This is a genomic window from Bacillus sp. JK106 (assembly GCF_053663355.1).
The window spans coordinates 285,082-301,392 of sequence record NZ_JBSJQC010000003.1; the positions used below are offsets into that span (position 1 = coordinate 285,082).

Here is a 16,311-nt window from a genome sequence, read left to right on the forward strand (position 1 = left end):
TCCGCCTATGGGTGAAAAGGACAGCTTCTTTTGAGCTGTCCTTATACAAGTCCCGTATAAGTTAAGACATACAATATCATAATCTTCTGTCGGTTTCAATGCGATTATGAACCGCTTGGCTGTCTTTGACGGTCTTTCGGGTGAACAATGCTCGGTCTGACTTTCGCTCCCGGCACTGTCGTCCGGACGAGCACCTGCCACAGCGCCTTGCCGTTAAACGGTAAAAACGGCCATAAATACGGCGTATGAAACGAGCGGATATTCGCCATTATGATCAGCAGCAATGTAAAGCCTATCACAAAGCCTTTCACTTGGAAAATGGCCACGAGCACCATTAAGATGAGGCGTATCATTTTATTGGCGAGGCTGAGCTCATAGCTCGGCGTGGTAAATGATCCGATGGCGGCGATCGATACGTACAGAATCACTTCTGCTGAAAACAGCCCCACCGCTATGGCGATTTGACCGATCAGCACCGCCGCAATCAGACCCATGGCGGTGGATAAAGCGGTCGGCGTATGGATCGCGGCCATCCTGAGAAACTCAATCCCCAAATCGGCCAAAAAGATTTGCAGAATGATCGGGATATGCGTATTTTTATTTAAACCGATAAAATCCAATCTTTCAGGCAGAAGAGACGGTTCAAGAACAAAGAGGAACCAGATCGGAAGCAGAACCGTTGAAGCGATAATACCGAAAAACCTGATCCATCTTAAAAATGTTCCCACTGAAGGCGCCTGCCTGTATTCTTCCGCATGCTGAACATGGTGAAAAATCGTTGTCGGCGTTATGATCACGCTCGGTGACGTATCAACGACAATGATGACGTGCCCTTCCAAAATGTGATTGGCGGCCACATCCGGCCGCTCCGTGTATCTGACCATCGGAAACGGGTTGTAGCCCTGTTTGACGATGAATTCTTCCACCGTTTTATCAGACATCGTCAATCCGTCAATGTCAATCGCATTCACTTCGTTTTCGACGATGCTGACAAGGTCCGGGTCCGCGATGTCTTCTATATACACAATGGCAAGATCGGTCTTAGAGCGCTCGCCGACTTTCGTAATTTTGACGCGGAGCCTTTCGTCCCTGATTCTTCTTCTGATCAATGCTGTATTAATGACAATATTTTCGATAAAACCGTCTCTTGCCCCGCGGACGACCTTTTCCGTATCCGGTTCTTCAGGTGTGCGTCCGGGGTAACTTCTGACGTCAACGATAAAGGCGAAGCCCGCGTCTTCAACGATAACGGCCACAAGTCCGGAAAGCACTTGATCTGTTGCTTCGTCGAGCGTTTTGACTTTTTGGACCTGCTGATTGACAAGCCTGTTTTCAACAACGTCAATCGCTTCATCCGCATTCTCGTCATAATTATTAACGTCGACGAGCTGTTCCATTAAATGAATGATAAACAAAGTATCGGTTAATCCGTTGACAAAGTAAATCTGGACTTCCCGGTCTAATACTCGAACTTTGCGGACGCCGACATCATAGCTCGTTCCCATACCGACGCGGTCTTTAAAAAATTGTTCATTTTTTCTAGGATCCCGGTATACCTTGATCATATTTTCCGGTTTTTCCGGCATGGCTTTCGCTCCTTTCTAAAATGAATTCGACCGCCTTCATCGTAATCGGCGAGCCTTTGGATATGTCATCTTTTCTCCCCATCTTTCCTATGTCGCCGATGCCCACAATGAGGGGAACGTCCAATTTATCCAGACAATACACCGTATCTCCGTTCATTCTGTGCTCGTCCATTTCTCTCATTCCGGTTTTATCGACGCCGTACTCCGTCACTTCTCCATCACGGTCAATGGAGACATCGACTTTCGTCCATTCAGCCTGATGGGTCTTAGAAGCGACCGCAATCACCCCCAGCACTTCAATGTCCTGATGTGAGGCGACATATTTCAGCGCCGTTTCGCCCGGCCCTTCCCCTTGCAGGCCTGAATCGTCAAACATGACAAACACCGGGTCATTCGGCGCGGCTTTAATCAGCTGAACAAGTTCGGGGCCGCTTCTGGTTGACGGATTGCCCTTTGATTGGGAAATACACCGTCCGCCTGCTTTTTCCGCGGCATATTCAATTGTTTTGGCGGCGTATACGTCCCCGTCTGTCACAAGAATGACCTTCCGTTTCGTCATCAGGCATTATCCTTTCGGTTTAAAAATAATGGCTACAAGAAATGCGAATAAAATCGCTGAAGATATACCGGCGGAAGTAAGTTCAAAAATCCCCATGGCGATCCCGATAAATCCATGCTCGTGAGCTTGATGCATGGCGCCGTGCAATAAGCTGTGACCGAAGCTGACGATGGGAACCGTCGCGCCCGCACCTGCAAATTCGATAAATTTGTCATATATTCCGAACCCATCCAACAAGGCGCCGATGACGACAAAAGTTGTCATCACATGGGCGGGTGTCAGTTTAAAAATGTCAAGCAGCAGCTGACCGATAATGCATATGATTCCCCCGCAAACAAAAGCCAACAGATATTCCATTTATGATGCACCTCCCGCCCGCTCAAATACCACACCGTGCGCGATGGTCGGAATGGTTTCTTTCTGCTGGATCATTGTCGGACTTAAAAGCGCTCCTGTCGCGACAACGAGCACCCTGTTCAGAGCCCCTGATTTTAATTGATTAAAAATATGTGTGTACGTAACAAGCGCGGAGCAGGCGCAGCCGCTTCCGCCCGCAAACACCTGCTGGTCCGGCGTATAGATGAGAAGACCGCAGTCATCGTGTTTCGTTCCGACGGGATAGCCTTCTTCTTTGAGCAAATCTTTCACGATCGGCGAGCCGACGCCTGAAAGGTCTCCCGTTAAAATCAGATCATAATCATCCGCCGTGCGGTTTAAGTCCTGCAGGTGCTGTTTGATTGTGTCGGCGGCAGCTGGCGCCATGGCGGATCCCATATCGAACGGATCTGTTATTCCGAGGTCGCTTACTTTTCCCACTGTTGCGCTTGTAATCTTGATATCAGAAGGGTTTTGGCTGATGATGACCGCCCCGCCCCCCGTGACCGTCGAAGTGGCGGTATCCGGTTTTTGCCCGCCATATTCCGTCGGATTGCGAAATTGCCGTTCTGCGGTCGCGTTATGGCTGCTCGTGGCTGCGATCGCCCGGTTCGCAAAACCGCCGTCAATGAGCGCGGATGCGACGGCAATCGTTTCCATTGATGTCGAACAGGCGCCGAACAGACAGAGGAACGGGATTTTCAGATGTCTGGCGACGTAGTTGGCGGTCACATTTTGATTTAAAAGATCCCCCGCGAGTAACAAATCAATATCGCTCTTTTTCAAATTCTGTTTTTGCAAAGCTGAGTTGATGGCATCTTCCATTAACTGACGTTCCGCCATTTCCCAGTTTTTCTGATTGCAATGCATTTCATCGTATGTCTTATCAAACAGCGAACCGAGCGGGCCGTCTTTTTCTTTCGGTCCGGCTGCCGTCCCCGCCGCATTTACAAATAACGGGTTTTCAAACACCCAGGTTTGCTTTCCGGTTAATTTCATTTTTTCTCCTCCTACGAAAACAGTTTTTCACAAGCAAACCGTATCAGGCCTACGATATAGGCTGCCACGACGCCGAATACAATGACGTTTCCCGCCAATTTAAACATGTTTGTCGCTACTCCGAGCACGAGTCCTTCACTTCTGTGTTCCAGAGCCGCGCTTGTCATACTGTTTGCAAAACCCGTCACCGGCACGGCTGAACCCGCTCCGGCAAACTGCCCGAGTCTGTCATAAATGCCGAATCCGGTCAAAAGAGCGGAAATTAAAATAAGAGTGGCGGCCGTCGGGTTGCCCGCTGTTTTTTCATTAAAATTAAAAAAGTGGATGTAAAAGTCTTGAAGAGCCTGCCCGATCAGACAGATCAAACCGCCGATCAGAAAGGCTTTGACGCAATTCCAAACATATGGCGGTTTCGGCTGATAGTCTTTCACTTTTGTTTTGTAATTTTCTTTTAAGTTTGTCACGTCGGTTCCTCCTTATGAATGATGGATAAAATACAGCCAATGAAATAAAGAGCCGGCTATTTTGCCGAACACAATGGCCATCAGCAATATGATGATTTTGCTGCCGAAGCCGATCCGTTTGGCAAGAATGGGAAGCACATTCAGCACTTCTGTAAGCGCTGCGGCCAGCATGCCGATAAACATGCCGGCCAAAAGCCCGACCGGAACGGCCAGCCATTCAGATAAAAAAAAATGATTCATATTTAAGGTTTCCCAGCCGCCGAACACAGCTCCTGAAATAACAGCTCCTTCGTAGGCCTGTACAAAGCGCATTGTTTTTGTCAGCTGCATAAGGCGGGGGACGATTCCCATAACGGTTAAAAAAGCCACAAAGCCCGCGCCCACGGTCAGCCCTCCGCCAAGCCCGACAAATATAACGAAAAGAATGCTAACGATCATGCAGATCTTTCATCGTCTCTTCATTTTCGTGCATTGCGACATAATGATCGAGATCAATCTGATAATTAAACATCTCGACTTCCAGCGGGCTTGGCTCTTCATTCAGGCGTTTTTTGAAGATGTGATTAAAAAAGACGATCATACCGAGACCGAGGCCGATGCTGTATGGAATTTGAAGCAGATACGGGTATTCATTCCGTTCGCCCGTTATGATTTCATATAAGGCGATATGAACTTCTCTCATACTGACATCTTCATGAAAATTCATAATGGCAAGACATGAACCGATAAAAAGCAGGAGCCAGACACCGACGAATAAAACGGCTGACAGCTGCTTTTTCTGGTAATGGATTTCCACTATCGTTTCAGCGCCGCCGACGGTCTGTACATCAAGCGCGGGAAAAGCGGTATGAATGGTTTTCAGCACTTTTATGATGTCCAGCACGACGATATTTTTGTCTTTTTTCGTGACCTTATACAGCGGCAGTGCCGACAGTTTTTTTTTCAGCTTTTGCTGTCCCGCAATCTGCGCGGCGTCGCCGACTGTGATGATATCTCCGGTATGAGCCTTCACGCGGTGGCGAAGTCTGAGAAATATTCGTCTTTCCATCTTGCATCACCATCTTTCGGGTGGTTATATATGTAGTATGTGGTTCACTTTTGTTCTCATTCATCAGCGGCAAAAGACCATAAATTACCACCGATGCACAAATAAAAAAAGCCGGCCCGTAAAAGGTCAGCTTTCCGTATGATCCATCTGCACTTTAATCTGCTTTAATATTTTTTTCTCCAGCCTCGATACCTGAACTTGGGAAATCCCGAGCCGTTCGGCTACTTCCGACTGTGTCTGATCTTTATAATATCTCAGATAGACAATGAGTTTTTCCCGTTCTTCCAAATCACTGATCGCTTCCTTGAGGGCGATTTTCTCAAACCACTTCTCTTCTGAATGATCAGCGATCTGATCAAGCAGGGTGATCGGGTCTCCGTCATTTTCATACACGGTCTCATGAATGGATGAAGGCGCCCGCACCGCTTCCTGCGCAAGCACCACATCCTCCGCATCAATTTCTAAATGATCCGCGATTTCCTGGACGGTCGGCACTCTTCCGTATGTTTTTGACAGTTCATCTTTCGCCCGGCGTATTTTATTGCCGAGCTCTTTTAAAGATCTTGATACTTTGACGGTTCCGTCATCGCGGATGAAGCGCTGGATTTCCCCGATAATCATCGGCACGGCATAAGTTGAAAAACGGACATCATAGGACAAATCGAATTTATCAACGGATTTTAACAATCCGATACAGCCGATCTGAAACAGATCGTCCGGCTCATAGCCTCTGTTTAAAAACCTTTGAACGACGGACCACACAAGACGCATGTTTTTTTCTATGAGGAGGTCTCTTGCCTGCTGGTCGCCCTCTTGGCTCTTTTTGATTAATTCTTTGACTTCATGGTCCTTGAGCTGCGCGTTTTTGCTGTTTTTCTTAACCTCCACATCCATAACAAATCTCCTTAATTACAAAGCGCTTTGCTTTTTGATAGGTGTTTTGTTAAGCGTATCGTCGTTCCCATCTCCGGCGAGGAATCAATCGTGACATCATCCATAAAGTTTTCCATAATGGTAAAGCCCATTCCGGAGCGCTCAAGCTCGGGTTTTGTCGTAAAGAGCGGCTGGCGCGCTTCCTCAAGATCCGTGATCCCGAGGCCTTCGTCACGTATGGTCAAATAGACGACATGATCCTCCAGTGTAACGGAGATGTACACCTTTCCGTCGCAGTTTTCTTCATAGCCGTGGATGATTGCGTTTGTTACCGCTTCTGATACGACGGTCTTGATTTCCGTCAGCTCATCCATCGTCGGGTCGAGCTGCGCGATAAAAGAAGCAACCGTTACGCGCGCAAACGATTCGTTCTGACTGAGGGCTGAAAATTCAAGATGCATCTCGTTTTTCATGATGCCACCCCCAACGTTAAAAGCGCTTTTTGTTCCGATTGTTCGAATCTGATGATTTTAAACAGGCCGGACATGTCAAACAGGCGTCTCACCGCGGGCGAAATCGCGCACACGACCATTTCTCCGCCGAGCTGTTTAATTTGTTTATAACGCCCTAAAATCACGCCGAGGCCGGAGCTGTCCATGAAGGTAAGATCTTCAAGGTTCAGCACAATGTGACGGATGCCGTCAGCCTCCAGCGATTCAGTAACCCTTTGTTTTAATGATTCTGCCGTATGATGGTCGAGTTCACCTGTTAATCGAATACAAAGCACGGATTCTTTGACATGAAAGTCAATTCCAAGGCTCATGCTCATTCCTCCTTGATATGATCGGATAATGAGTGTTTCGATTTTTGGGAAAGCAATTCCTTCACTATGACAAAACTAGTGCCCGTTCGCCACGATTATTTAAATTTTGTCCAATCTCCCATCGTCCGCTTCAGAAAAGTGAGAAAACCCGCTTTTTCCATGTCGTCTTTTGCCGTGACCGGGCTTTCAACGAGCACCTTTCCGTCTTTTTTCAGAACGAGGCTGCCGAGCACCTCTCCTTTTTTAACCGGAGCGGTTACATTGCCGTTGATTTTCACTTCTTTTTTTACTTTGTCCATGTTCTCTCCCTTTTTGGCCAGAAGAGAAATCGGCTCAGATGTGGTCAGCTTGATCAGTTTCTGTTTTCCTTTTTTTACCTTTACCGTTCCGACGATTTGATTCCGTTTGTACAGCGGGTGTGTTTTGAACTGGCTGAAGGCGTAATCAAGCATTTTGGTCACTTGGGCGTTTCTTTCTTTCGGGGTGCTGGCTCCGAAAACGACAGCGATGACCCTCATATTTCCTTTTTTAGCGGTGGCGGTTAAACAATACTTCGCTTCGCCTGTAAAGCCCGTCTTCACGCCGTCTACACCCGGATAAAATTTGATCAGCCGGTTTGTATTGACGAGCCAGAACTTTTTGTCTGTATTTTCTCTTAAATAATCCTCATACGTTCCCGTAAATTGAGTGATTTTATCATACTTTAATAATTCCTTCGCCATTTTCGCCATGTCATAAGCAGAGCTGTAATGGTCTTTTTCAGGCAGTCCCGTCGGGTTTTTGAAGGAGGTATCTTTCAATCCCAATTCTTTTGCTTTTTTGTTCATCCGGCTGACGAAATCCTCTTCTGAACCGGCGATATACTCCGCCATTGCGACAGATGCGTCATTACCGGAAGCTATCGCAATTCCTTTGAGCATTTCTTTTACCGTCATTTCTTCTCCGGGTTCAAGGAAAATCTGTGATCCGCCCATAGACGCGGCGTGTTCACTCGTCCTGACTTTATCGCTCATCTTTATTTTCCCTTTGTCAAGCGCTTCCATGATTAAAAGCATGGTCATGATTTTTGTCATGCTTGCTGGCGCCAGACGCTCCCGGCTGTTCTTGTTATAAAGAATGCTTCCCGTATCGCGTTCAATCAGCACGGCGCTTTTGGCTTCATGAGCGAGCTCCGATGTATGTTTTCCGTCCGGCTTTGCAAAAGCGGACGGTGCTGATGCCGTTAATAAAATGCCAATCAACAAAGTGGATATAAGACGTTTCATCTCCAAAGCCCTCCATTTCATAATCCTTTTTATTTTTTCCAAATCCGGTGGTTTTATACGCCTCATCTGGAAAATGTTTCGTGTTGAGGGCACAAAAAAACAGCTGCTTCCGAAGAAACAGCTGACTTATGCTGACTTATTTTTGAGATCGTGCGACTACGGCTTTTACAAGCTTCAAAAAGCCGCCTTTTACTTTTTCCGTCATTTCCATTACTTCTTCATGGGATAACGGCTGGTCAAGAATACCCGCCGCCGCGTTGGAAATGCATGAGATGCCGAGCACGCGCATCCCCGCGTGGTTGGCGACGATGACTTCCGGCACGGTCGACATGCCGACAGCGTCAGACCCCATCGTTCTTAAAAACCGAACCTCAGCAGGCGTTTCGTAAGACGGCCCCGTAACAGCTGTATACACACCTTTTTGAACAGGAATGCCCAGCTCATCGGCCGTTTTTTCAGCCAAGCTTGACAGCTCTTTGTCATAGGCTTCTGACATGTCCGGGAATCTCGCTCCGAATTCAGCTTCGTTCGGCCCGATTAACGGGTTGGTGCCTGTAAAGTTGATATGGTCTGTAATAATCATCAGATCGCCGGCGCGGAATTCAGTGTTGATACCGCCGGCTGCATTCGTCACGACGAGAGATTCAACGCCGAGCGCTTTCATCACGCGGACTGGGAATGTGACCTGATCCATTGAGTAGCCTTCATAGTAATGAAAGCGGCCCTGCATCGCGATGACCTGCACGCCTTCAAGCGTTCCCATCACAAGCTGGCCGGCATGGCCTTCTACCGTTGAGACCGGAAAATCAGGGATCGTTTCATATGTAAGCTTGACGGCTCCCTCAATTTCATCGGCCAATACGCCGAGCCCTGATCCTAAAATCAGACCGATCTTTGGTGTTTCTTTCACGTGTTCTTTAATAAATGCAGCAGCACGTTCGATCTTTTGTTTCAAAAAAAGTCCCCCTACTGTAATCTTGATAAAAAGCTTTTTCCGTATTCCGGCTTTTCCGTTTTGAAATTATCCGCAATGGTTGCGCCGATATCGGCAAATGTTTCCGCAAGCGGCAGCTGTTCAGTGTGTTTGTGCTTTTTGCTGTAAACAAGAAGCGGCACATACTCCCGCGTGTGATCCGTGCCGTGATGGACAGGATCATTGCCGTGATCCGCAGTGATGATCAGCAGATCGTCTTCTTTCATTTTTTCAAACACTTCCGGAAGCCTCGCGTCGAATTCCTCAAGCGCTTTTCCGTACCCTTCCGGATCGCGGCGGTGTCCGTACAGCGCGTCAAAATCAACGAGGTTGGCAAAGCTCAGGCCCGTAAATTCTTCACCGAGCGTTTCAATCACTTTGTCCATGCCATCCATATTAGATACCGTGCGGCGGGAAGATGTAATGCCTTCTCCGTCATAAATATCAGAAATTTTGCCGATGGAAATGACGTCTAATCCGCTGTCTTTCATTCCGTTCATTACCGTGCGGCCGAACGGTTTGAGCGCATAATCATGACGGTTCGGCGTGCGTTTGAAGCTGCCCGGTTCTCCGACGAACGGTCTTGCGATAATCCGGCCGACCATGTACTTCGGATCAAGCGTCAGTTCTCTGGCCGTTTCACAGATGCTGTACAGCTCTTCCAGCGGAACGACATCTTCGTGAGCCGCAATCTGCAGCACGGAATCTGCTGATGTATAAACGATCAGCGCACCCGTTTCCATATGTTCTTTTCCGAGCTCGTCCAGAATCGCCGTGCCTGAAGCCGGCTTATTTCCGATGATTTTCCGTCCTGAACGCCGCTCAAGTTCCCGAAGAAGTTCATCCGGAAATCCTTCCGGGAACACTTTAAACGGTTTTTCAATGTAGAGGCCCATAATCTCCCAGTGCCCCGTCATCGTATCTTTCCCGTTTGACGCCTCCTGCATTTTTCCGTAGTACGCAAGAGGGTGCTCCGTTTTTTCCACGCCCTTAATGTCTCCGATCAGTCCGAGACCGAGCTGCGCCATATGGGGCATATGTAAGCCGTTCATGTGCTCTGCGATGTGTCCGAGCGTATTTGCGCCTATATCATTAAAATCGGCAGCGTCCGGCGCTTCACCGATTCCGACAGAATCCATTACGATCAAAAATACCCGGTTATATTTGTATTCAGACATCATAAAAGCCTCCTTTTCTTCCATCTGTCCATTGTAGCTTACAGAGGTCAGACAACTCAAGTATAAACCGTTTACATTCTTGTTGACAATGCCGATTCAAATAATTAGAACCTTCTCTGTATTCCGCCAATCCGGCAAAAAAAGCCGCGGCCCCTCCGGCAGCGGCTCCTAAGCGCGCGGATGATACTGTTTGTACACGTCCTTCAGCCTTGTTTTCGTCACATGCGTATAAATTTGCGTCGTGGAAATATCGGCATGTCCGAGCATCTCCTGCACGGCGCGCAGATCCGCGCCGTTTTCAAGCAGGTGCGTTGCAAAAGAGTGCCGGAGCGTATGCGGTGTCAGCTCTTTTTTAATCCCCGCTTCAAGGGCGATTTTTTTCAGGTTTTTCCAGAATCCCTGACGGCTGATCTGCCTGCCGTGATGATTCAGAAAAAGCGCTTCGGTTACGTTTTTCTTTAATAATTTCCCTCTGGCTTTTTCAATGTATGCTTCTATCGCATGGGAAGCGGCTTCACCAATCGGCACAATCCGCTCTTTCCGCCCTTTTCCGAAGCAGCGGACAAATCCCATCGTCAAATGGACGTCGGATAATTTCAGCTCGATCATCTCGCTGACCCGGATGCCGGTTGCGTACAGCAGTTCAAGCATGGCTTTATCCCTGAGACCGAACGGGCTGTCAAGCTTAGGCGTGTCCAATAACCGCTCAACTTCGTGAAGCGCCAATACTTTCGGAAGCGTCCGCTCTGTTTTTTGTGTTTCAATATGTACCGAAGGATCTTTATCCGCGGCTTTTTCCCTTAACAGAAATTGATGAAAAGACCGGATCGACGCCAAATGCCTGGCAGACGTCTTGCCGGATTTCCCGGAGTCCTTTATATGCTTTAAATATTGAATAATATGAAGACGGGTCACATCATTCCATGAAGTGATCTGAAGGGTTTCAGTTAAGAAGAGAGAATAACTTTTCAGATCACGCTCATAGGACATCATCGTATTTTGGGACAGCCCTCTTTCAACCCTCACATAATGGATGAAATCCTTAATTTGATCCTTCACTCTTGATCTACTCCCCGTTTTGGTAAAAAAAGATCAATCGGCCGAACCAGCCGTCTTTTTCCTCATGTTCCGTTTTGGCCACTTTGACGGCGGAGCCTTCCGGTTTATCGTACCGATGATAGTTTTCATACTCTGAATTCACCCATATCATAGCATAATAGAACAGCGCGGTAAAACCTGTGAACAGAATAAACACTTTGATCGTATCCGCGGCTGTTTTCAGGAATCTGCCCATCTTTCGATCGACCCTTTCTTTGGCGGCTGTTAGTACACCTTATGCCAATTTCAAAGGCTTTTATACATAAAAACAGCAAAAAACCCTTTCCTGGCAGAAAAGGTTCATAGGCTTTTACTCTGTTTCATCCCCGCGGCAGCGGTGGCAGATTCCGTGAAAAGTCAATCTATGATCTTTAATTTTAAATTTCCAATCACGTTCAATCACTTCTTCAACGTCTTCAAGCAGATCTTCTTCAATTTCATCGACGGCTCCGCACTCCATGCAGACCAAATGGTGATGAAAGTGAGCCGCGCCTTCTTTGCGAAGGTCGTAGCGGGATACGCCGTCCCCGAAGTTAATTTTATCAACGACTTTTAATTCTGTTAATAATTCTAATGTACGATATACTGTAGCGAGACCAATTTCAGGAGATTTCTCTTTTACGAGGAGGTATACATCTTCTGCGCTTAAATGGTCTTCTTCGTTTTCAAGCAGCACTCTTACCGTTGCTTCCCGCTGTGGCGTAAGCTTGTAACTTGACGAGTGCAGCTGCTTTTTAATTCGATCAATACGGTTTTCCATGTCTTTCCCTCCTACGCCGCATTCCATGACTCATTATAACAAAATACGCGCAGAGTTCCAACTATAATTATTATAAACTGATAAATAAAAGTATTATTTTGTGATAATCATTCTAAAATATGCGTGAAGACAGCTTTTCCATAAACAGCGGAGACACGTACGCTTCGAGCAGCGAAGCGATGACCGAGAAGAAAACGATGAGAATCAGTACGAAGGCGTAACGTCCGAACCATTGGATCGGCGCGTCATGAAGGCTGCGTTTGACAAACAGCTGCCGGATCAGTTTCAGTGAAAAAGCGATGGAGCATGTCCCCATGATAAGATATGCCGGAATGAGAACGATGTTTTGCGGCAGAACCGAAATAAATGACAGGAAAAACCCGTTCATCCCCATTTGATTCACCAAAAAACCGACCGTGAAGCCGACGACGATTCCTTTTAAAAACACCATAATGAAAATAACCGGAAGACCGATCACGGAAATACCGAGAATCCACATCAGCCCCAAATATTTTACATCATGAAAGACGGCCTGCCAAAACATTTCTGAAGCGCCGGCATGTTTTCCGTCAGACAGCTGTCCGAAAAACTTGCTTAAATAGTAATACAAATCTTCTTTCTGCGTGATGGTCATGCTGTTGACGATGATCGCCCCGAAAATGACTCCCATCAAAAACAAGACGAACACAAATATATAAAGTGACAGATGATCCTTTACATGGCGAAAAAACAGTTCTTTGTACGATTGTTTTCTCATACCGCTTTCCTCCCGCTAATCTATTGACTTGATTTAGTAGATTGTATGAAAGAAAAGAGAAAACATGACAGAGAAATCATAGAAAGGCGCGAGATTCGGGCATAAAAAAAGAACCCCCGTCATCACTCCGGTGATCATAGGGGTTCCTTTTTTTATGCTTTATTCTTTCAAGCCTGTCTTTTTTGGTTTTCGTCACTCTTTCATGGGTGCTGAAAGACGGCGCCGTCCCCCTTGACAAGACTGCGTCACGCATCCCGTTTCTTCTGAGATGCTCCCGCATTTTTTTCGTTTTGCTTTTCGCCATGTGCCAATCGCTCCTTTTTTTGCCTTTTCTTTATCATAACAAAAAAATCCCGATGTGTTCATGAATACGGCTCATGTTTCGACCGGTAAGCGCGCAGAGACGTTTTGGCAGATGAATAGCTCCCCATGGCGGCGTATCCGTAAAAAAATCCCATAAAAATCCCCGCATACACGTGTTCATGGTGACCGAAAACGATAGACACAACATTTCCGGCAGCAAGGGCAATCGTGGGAACGAATATGCCCGGAACCCGGCAGAACACTTTGATCAGCTGTGTAACGCATAAGACGACCGGCACGCCGATCACAGCATCCCAAATATTTGTATGGATCAGCGGAAAATAATCCACATTGACACCTCTTTATTCCGTCTTTTGCTATCTGTTAGCCTGCCTAAGAATTCCGCTTCCTATTCATGATAAAAAAACAGCACCGGCACATGTCCGGTACTGTAAGAGTTGTTTATTTTCCTGCCGCGGCCCGTTCTACGGCTGCTGATACGGCCTGATGCACGTCCGCATCCAAAGGCTGAGGCACGAGATCGCCGTGTTTTGTGCAAGAGGCGATGGCTTCTGCGGCCGCCACAAGCATTTCATGGTCGATTTTCTTGCTTTTGGCGTTCAGCGCGCCGCGGAAAATACCCGGGAAGCCGAGAACATTATTGACCGAACGGCCGTCGGCTGCATAAGCGGCCCCGGCTTGTAATGCCTCTTCCGGTTCAATCTCCGGCTTCGGATTAGATAAGGCCAGAATGACATGTCCTTTTCTGACATCCTCTTTTTTAATGAGACCCGGAACTCCGGTGGTACTGATCACAATGTCACACGTGTCCATTAAATCTTTGATGCTTCCAAGCGGCTGACCTCCGTACTGAGCGAGGCGGTTCATTGCGTCTTCTGACTTGTCCGTTCCGCAGACCGCTTTGACTCCGTATGCCATAAACATGCGGCAGATGGCGACGCCTGCCGCGCCGAGACCGATCTGTCCGACCTTCGCTTCTTTTAAATCAAGACCGGCGCTTTTACAAGCGGAAATGGCGGCGGCGAGCGTGACGACCGCCGTGCCGTGCTGGTCATCGTGCATAACCGGAATATCCAGTTCTTCTTTCAGGCGGTCTTCAATGTCAAAGCAGTGAGGCGAACCGATATCTTCAAGCAGAATTCCGCTGAACCCCGGAGAAATATGTTTTACCGTACGAATGATTTCTTCCGGATCAGAGGTGTCGAGCAAAATCGGAATTCCGCTGATACCCGCCAGCTGGTCAAAAAGCGCGGCTTTCCCTTCCATTACAGGCATTCCCGCGACAGAACCGATATTGCCGAGGCCGAGAATCGCCGTGCCGTCGGTGACAATGGCGACAGAATTGCTGATTGTCGTATAGATGGACGCTTTTTCGGGCTCGTTTTCAATCAGTCGGCACACATCGGCGACGCCCGGCGTATAAACACGGCCAAGCTCAGCCAATGTCCGGATCGGCATTTTGCTTTTCATCTGAATTTTGCCGCCTTCATGAGCAGAGAGCACTTCATCTGAAACTGTATGAAGCCGAATGCCTTCCCCGAGAGCTTCAATGGCTTGAATGATTTCCTGCAGCTGCTCTTCATTTTCGGCCTGCACCGTGATGTTGCGCATTGTGTAGTTCGGGCCGACTTTAACGGTTTCAACTTCCCCGATATCTCCGCCCATCACTCCGATGGCGGTTGCCACTTTTCCGAGATTTCCGGGAACAGTCGGCGTTTCAATCATTAACGTCCGAATCATATGCTTTGTAATCATGAAATGAACCTCCTAACCCAATTTTTGAGATTGCAAGGATTTTTCTTTCGTGTACCAAATGAATTTCCCCGTGTATCCGTACAATATTGCCAGTCCGATAGATACAAAACTGAGCCACATGAACGGCAGATAAGAAAATGTGGATACGCCGAGAATGCCGGCCATATAGATGCCGTTATCAGACCACGGCACCATCCCTGAAGTAAGCGTGCCGCCCACCTCTGCGTTCCGGGATAAAACTCTTCTGTCAAGTTTCAGTTTATCATAACTGTTCTCCATGATTTTCGGCGTCAGAATCAATGACACGTACATCGCACAGCCGAAAATGTTTCCTAAAAGGGCGACGATCAATGTCGAAAGCGTTACATTTCCCGGTGTGGTCAGCTTTTTCTCAAAAGTTGAGACAATCACTTTTAATACGCCAGCTTCTCAAGAATTCCCCCAAAACCGAGACCGAACAGAATAACGACTAACGTATCCAGCATACCGGTAATGCCTCCGCGGTTTAACAGGCCGTTTAAAAATTCGACGTCCGTTTTAATGGAAAAACCATTATAAGCAGTCGCAATGGCATCGGCAAAATTCATTCCCTGAAAGACGGAAGCCCAGATTGCGCCAAGCAAAGCACCGATGACGATAACGGGCATAGACGGCTTTTTCAAAATCAGAAGGACAACGACGACAACAGCCGGGATGAGCATCCATATATGAATGTCAAACGTTTTCTGCAATGAAGACTTTAAAAATTCCACTTTGTCGAGATCAATATTTTTTCCGCCGTATATAAATCCCGTTACGGTAAATAGAATGGCCGTAATAATATAGGACGGAATTGACAGATACATCATCGCTCTGACGTGTGACAGCACATCCACCTTAGAAAGCGTGGAGGCAAGCACCGTACTGTCAGACAGCGGTGAAAGCTTGTCTCCGAAGTAAGCGCCGGACAAAACGGCTCCCGCTACGATCGGAAGCGGTATACCCATTCCCTCTCCGATGGCAATCATGGCGATCCCCGCGGTTCCCACGGTTCCCCACGACGTTCCGGTCGCAACGGACATAACGGAACAAATAACCAGTGTAGCCAGAAGGAAAATATGAGGATTAATAAACTCTAAACCATAATAAATTAACGTCGGCACAACACCGCCGGCAATCCATGTCCCGATGAGCGCACCGACCGAAACGAGAATCAACACCGCTTCAAGACCGTTTGATATCCCGGTGACAATCGAATCCTGCAAGTCTTTATATGAATATCCCAGCCTGACTCCGAGAATAATAGCGAAAAACCAGGATATTAATAGAGCTAGCTGGATCGGCAGGTCTAAAAACACTGTGAACGATAAGACAAGTGCTAAAAACCCGAATAATAAGATAATAATTTCCAATAAATTTGGCAATCTGACCTCTTTCACAAGAAAATCCCCCTAGAAGAAAAAAGCTAAAACGCTTTCATCAAATGATATAACAA

The 16,311-nt window shown here is 47.3% G+C and carries 20 protein-coding genes and 1 pseudogene; all 21 read right to left on the reverse strand.

The window, feature by feature from the left end:
• Positions 1-104: 104 nt before the first annotated feature.
• The 21 genes and pseudogenes from ACWJJS_RS11950 to nhaC all read right to left on the reverse strand — a co-directional run bounded on the left by ACWJJS_RS11950 (position 105) and on the right by nhaC (position 16,255).
• The gene (locus tag ACWJJS_RS11950) at positions 105-1,586 is read right to left on the reverse strand and encodes a spore germination protein (RefSeq protein ID WP_003153360.1); all 1,482 of its coding nucleotides are present in this window, start codon (positions 1,584-1,586) and stop codon (positions 105-107) included.
• On the reverse strand, positions 1,540-2,148 hold the full coding sequence (locus ACWJJS_RS11955) for a stage V sporulation protein AE (RefSeq protein ID WP_102422741.1): 609 nt from the start codon (positions 2,146-2,148) through the stop codon (positions 1,540-1,542). Before ACWJJS_RS11955 ends, ACWJJS_RS11950 begins: the two co-directional genes overlap by 47 nt.
• A 3-nt stretch (positions 2,149-2,151) precedes the next feature.
• Positions 2,152-2,502: a stage V sporulation protein AE gene (spoVAE, locus tag ACWJJS_RS11960; protein ID WP_003153356.1), complete on the reverse strand. Its 351-nt coding sequence runs from the start codon at positions 2,500-2,502 to the stop codon at positions 2,152-2,154.
• Positions 2,503-3,519 carry a stage V sporulation protein AD gene (gene spoVAD, locus ACWJJS_RS11965; protein ID WP_025649812.1) on the reverse strand — a complete coding sequence of 339 codons (1,017 nt, stop codon included), beginning with the start codon at positions 3,517-3,519 and terminating at the stop codon, positions 2,503-2,505. It lies immediately after the preceding gene.
• A gap of 11 nt (positions 3,520-3,530) precedes the next feature.
• Entirely contained in the window at positions 3,531-3,983 is a 453-nt protein-coding gene (gene spoVAC / locus ACWJJS_RS11970; RefSeq protein ID WP_003153353.1) for a stage V sporulation protein AC, read from the reverse strand.
• A 12-nt stretch (positions 3,984-3,995) separates the two neighbouring features.
• Entirely contained in the window at positions 3,996-4,421 is a 426-nt protein-coding gene (locus ACWJJS_RS11975) for a stage V sporulation protein AB (protein ID WP_003153350.1), read from the reverse strand.
• The gene (locus ACWJJS_RS11980) at positions 4,411-5,031 is read right to left on the reverse strand and encodes a stage V sporulation protein AA (RefSeq protein ID WP_070082055.1); all 621 of its coding nucleotides are present in this window, start codon (positions 5,029-5,031) and stop codon (positions 4,411-4,413) included. Before ACWJJS_RS11980 ends, ACWJJS_RS11975 begins: the two co-directional genes overlap by 11 nt.
• Positions 5,032-5,157: 126 nt before the next feature.
• Positions 5,158-5,925 (reverse strand): RNA polymerase sporulation sigma factor SigF, encoded by a 768-nt coding sequence (gene sigF / locus ACWJJS_RS11985; RefSeq protein WP_102422740.1) that lies wholly within the window; start codon positions 5,923-5,925, stop codon positions 5,158-5,160.
• A gap of 11 nt (positions 5,926-5,936) precedes the next feature.
• Positions 5,937-6,377, reverse strand: a complete 441-nt coding sequence (gene spoIIAB, locus ACWJJS_RS11990; RefSeq protein WP_003153347.1) for an anti-sigma F factor — start codon at positions 6,375-6,377, stop codon at positions 5,937-5,939.
• On the reverse strand, positions 6,374-6,727 hold the full coding sequence (gene spoIIAA, locus ACWJJS_RS11995) for an anti-sigma F factor antagonist (protein WP_065180567.1): 354 nt from the start codon (positions 6,725-6,727) through the stop codon (positions 6,374-6,376). Before spoIIAA ends, spoIIAB begins: the two co-directional genes overlap by 4 nt.
• Before the next feature lie 95 nt (positions 6,728-6,822).
• Positions 6,823-7,992 (reverse strand): D-alanyl-D-alanine carboxypeptidase family protein, encoded by a 1,170-nt coding sequence (locus ACWJJS_RS12000; RefSeq protein WP_003153342.1) that lies wholly within the window; start codon positions 7,990-7,992, stop codon positions 6,823-6,825.
• Positions 7,993-8,128: 136 nt separating this feature from the next.
• Positions 8,129-8,947: a purine-nucleoside phosphorylase gene (locus ACWJJS_RS12005; RefSeq protein WP_003153340.1), complete on the reverse strand. Its 819-nt coding sequence runs from the start codon at positions 8,945-8,947 to the stop codon at positions 8,129-8,131.
• An 11-nt stretch (positions 8,948-8,958) separates the two neighbouring features.
• Positions 8,959-10,143, reverse strand: coding sequence for a phosphopentomutase (deoB, locus tag ACWJJS_RS12010; RefSeq protein ID WP_071391665.1), 1,185 nt, complete (start codon positions 10,141-10,143; stop codon positions 8,959-8,961).
• A 168-nt stretch (positions 10,144-10,311) separates the two neighbouring features.
• Positions 10,312-11,202 (reverse strand): site-specific tyrosine recombinase XerD, encoded by an 891-nt coding sequence (gene xerD / locus ACWJJS_RS12015; RefSeq protein ID WP_012117897.1) that lies wholly within the window; start codon positions 11,200-11,202, stop codon positions 10,312-10,314.
• Positions 11,203-11,209: 7 nt separating this feature from the next.
• Positions 11,210-11,437: a YqzK family protein gene (locus ACWJJS_RS12020; protein ID WP_003153331.1), complete on the reverse strand. Its 228-nt coding sequence runs from the start codon at positions 11,435-11,437 to the stop codon at positions 11,210-11,212.
• Positions 11,438-11,551: 114 nt separating this feature from the next.
• Positions 11,552-12,001 carry a ferric iron uptake transcriptional regulator gene (gene fur / locus ACWJJS_RS12025; protein ID WP_003153330.1) on the reverse strand — a complete coding sequence of 150 codons (450 nt, stop codon included), beginning with the start codon at positions 11,999-12,001 and terminating at the stop codon, positions 11,552-11,554.
• 112 nt (positions 12,002-12,113) lie between these two features.
• Positions 12,114-12,758 carry a stage II sporulation protein M gene (gene spoIIM / locus ACWJJS_RS12030; protein WP_007409404.1) on the reverse strand — a complete coding sequence of 215 codons (645 nt, stop codon included), beginning with the start codon at positions 12,756-12,758 and terminating at the stop codon, positions 12,114-12,116.
• A gap of 76 nt (positions 12,759-12,834) precedes the next feature.
• Positions 12,835-13,062 carry a hypothetical protein gene (locus ACWJJS_RS12035; RefSeq protein ID WP_003153326.1) on the reverse strand — a complete coding sequence of 76 codons (228 nt, stop codon included), beginning with the start codon at positions 13,060-13,062 and terminating at the stop codon, positions 12,835-12,837.
• A 58-nt stretch (positions 13,063-13,120) separates the two neighbouring features.
• Positions 13,121-13,411: a hypothetical protein gene (locus ACWJJS_RS12040; RefSeq protein ID WP_003153325.1), complete on the reverse strand. Its 291-nt coding sequence runs from the start codon at positions 13,409-13,411 to the stop codon at positions 13,121-13,123.
• Positions 13,412-13,523: 112 nt separating this feature from the next.
• Positions 13,524-14,837, reverse strand: coding sequence for an NAD-dependent malic enzyme (locus tag ACWJJS_RS12045; protein WP_070082058.1), 1,314 nt, complete (start codon positions 14,835-14,837; stop codon positions 13,524-13,526).
• 12 nt (positions 14,838-14,849) lie between these two features.
• A pseudogene (nhaC, locus tag ACWJJS_RS12050) lies at positions 14,850-16,255 on the reverse strand (Na+/H+ antiporter NhaC).
• Between the last annotated feature and the right edge of the window lie 56 nt (positions 16,256-16,311).

Excerpts from the sequence above, each read along its gene's own strand:
- deoB (WP_071391665.1), bottom strand. The coding sequence starts at position 10,143 with ATGTCTGAATACAAATATAACCGGGTATTTTTGATCGTAATGGATTCT.
- sigF (WP_102422740.1), bottom strand. The coding sequence starts at position 5,925 with ATGGATGTGGAGGTTAAGAAAAACAGCAAAAACGCGCAGCTCAAGGAC.
- spoVAE (WP_003153356.1), bottom strand. The coding sequence starts at position 2,502 with ATGGAATATCTGTTGGCTTTTGTTTGCGGGGGAATCATATGCATTATC.
- ACWJJS_RS12035 (WP_003153326.1), bottom strand. The coding sequence starts at position 13,062 with ATGGCGAAAAGCAAAACGAAAAAAATGCGGGAGCATCTCAGAAGAAAC.
- ACWJJS_RS12045 (WP_070082058.1), bottom strand. The coding sequence starts at position 14,837 with ATGATTACAAAGCATATGATTCGGACGTTAATGATTGAAACGCCGACT.
- ACWJJS_RS11975 (WP_003153350.1), bottom strand. The coding sequence starts at position 4,421 with ATGATCGTTAGCATTCTTTTCGTTATATTTGTCGGGCTTGGCGGAGGG.
- ACWJJS_RS11950 (WP_003153360.1), bottom strand. The coding sequence starts at position 1,586 with ATGCCGGAAAAACCGGAAAATATGATCAAGGTATACCGGGATCCTAGA.
- ACWJJS_RS12000 (WP_003153342.1), bottom strand. The coding sequence starts at position 7,992 with ATGAAACGTCTTATATCCACTTTGTTGATTGGCATTTTATTAACGGCA.
- spoVAD (WP_025649812.1), bottom strand. The coding sequence starts at position 3,519 with ATGAAATTAACCGGAAAGCAAACCTGGGTGTTTGAAAACCCGTTATTT.
- spoIIAB (WP_003153347.1), bottom strand. The coding sequence starts at position 6,377 with ATGAAAAACGAGATGCATCTTGAATTTTCAGCCCTCAGTCAGAACGAA.
- ACWJJS_RS11980 (WP_070082055.1), bottom strand. The coding sequence starts at position 5,031 with ATGGAAAGACGAATATTTCTCAGACTTCGCCACCGCGTGAAGGCTCAT.
- fur (WP_003153330.1), bottom strand. The coding sequence starts at position 12,001 with ATGGAAAACCGTATTGATCGAATTAAAAAGCAGCTGCACTCGTCAAGT.
- spoIIM (WP_007409404.1), bottom strand. The coding sequence starts at position 12,758 with ATGAGAAAACAATCGTACAAAGAACTGTTTTTTCGCCATGTAAAGGAT.
- ACWJJS_RS12020 (WP_003153331.1), bottom strand. The coding sequence starts at position 11,437 with ATGGGCAGATTCCTGAAAACAGCCGCGGATACGATCAAAGTGTTTATT.
- spoIIAA (WP_065180567.1), bottom strand. The coding sequence starts at position 6,727 with ATGAGCCTTGGAATTGACTTTCATGTCAAAGAATCCGTGCTTTGTATT.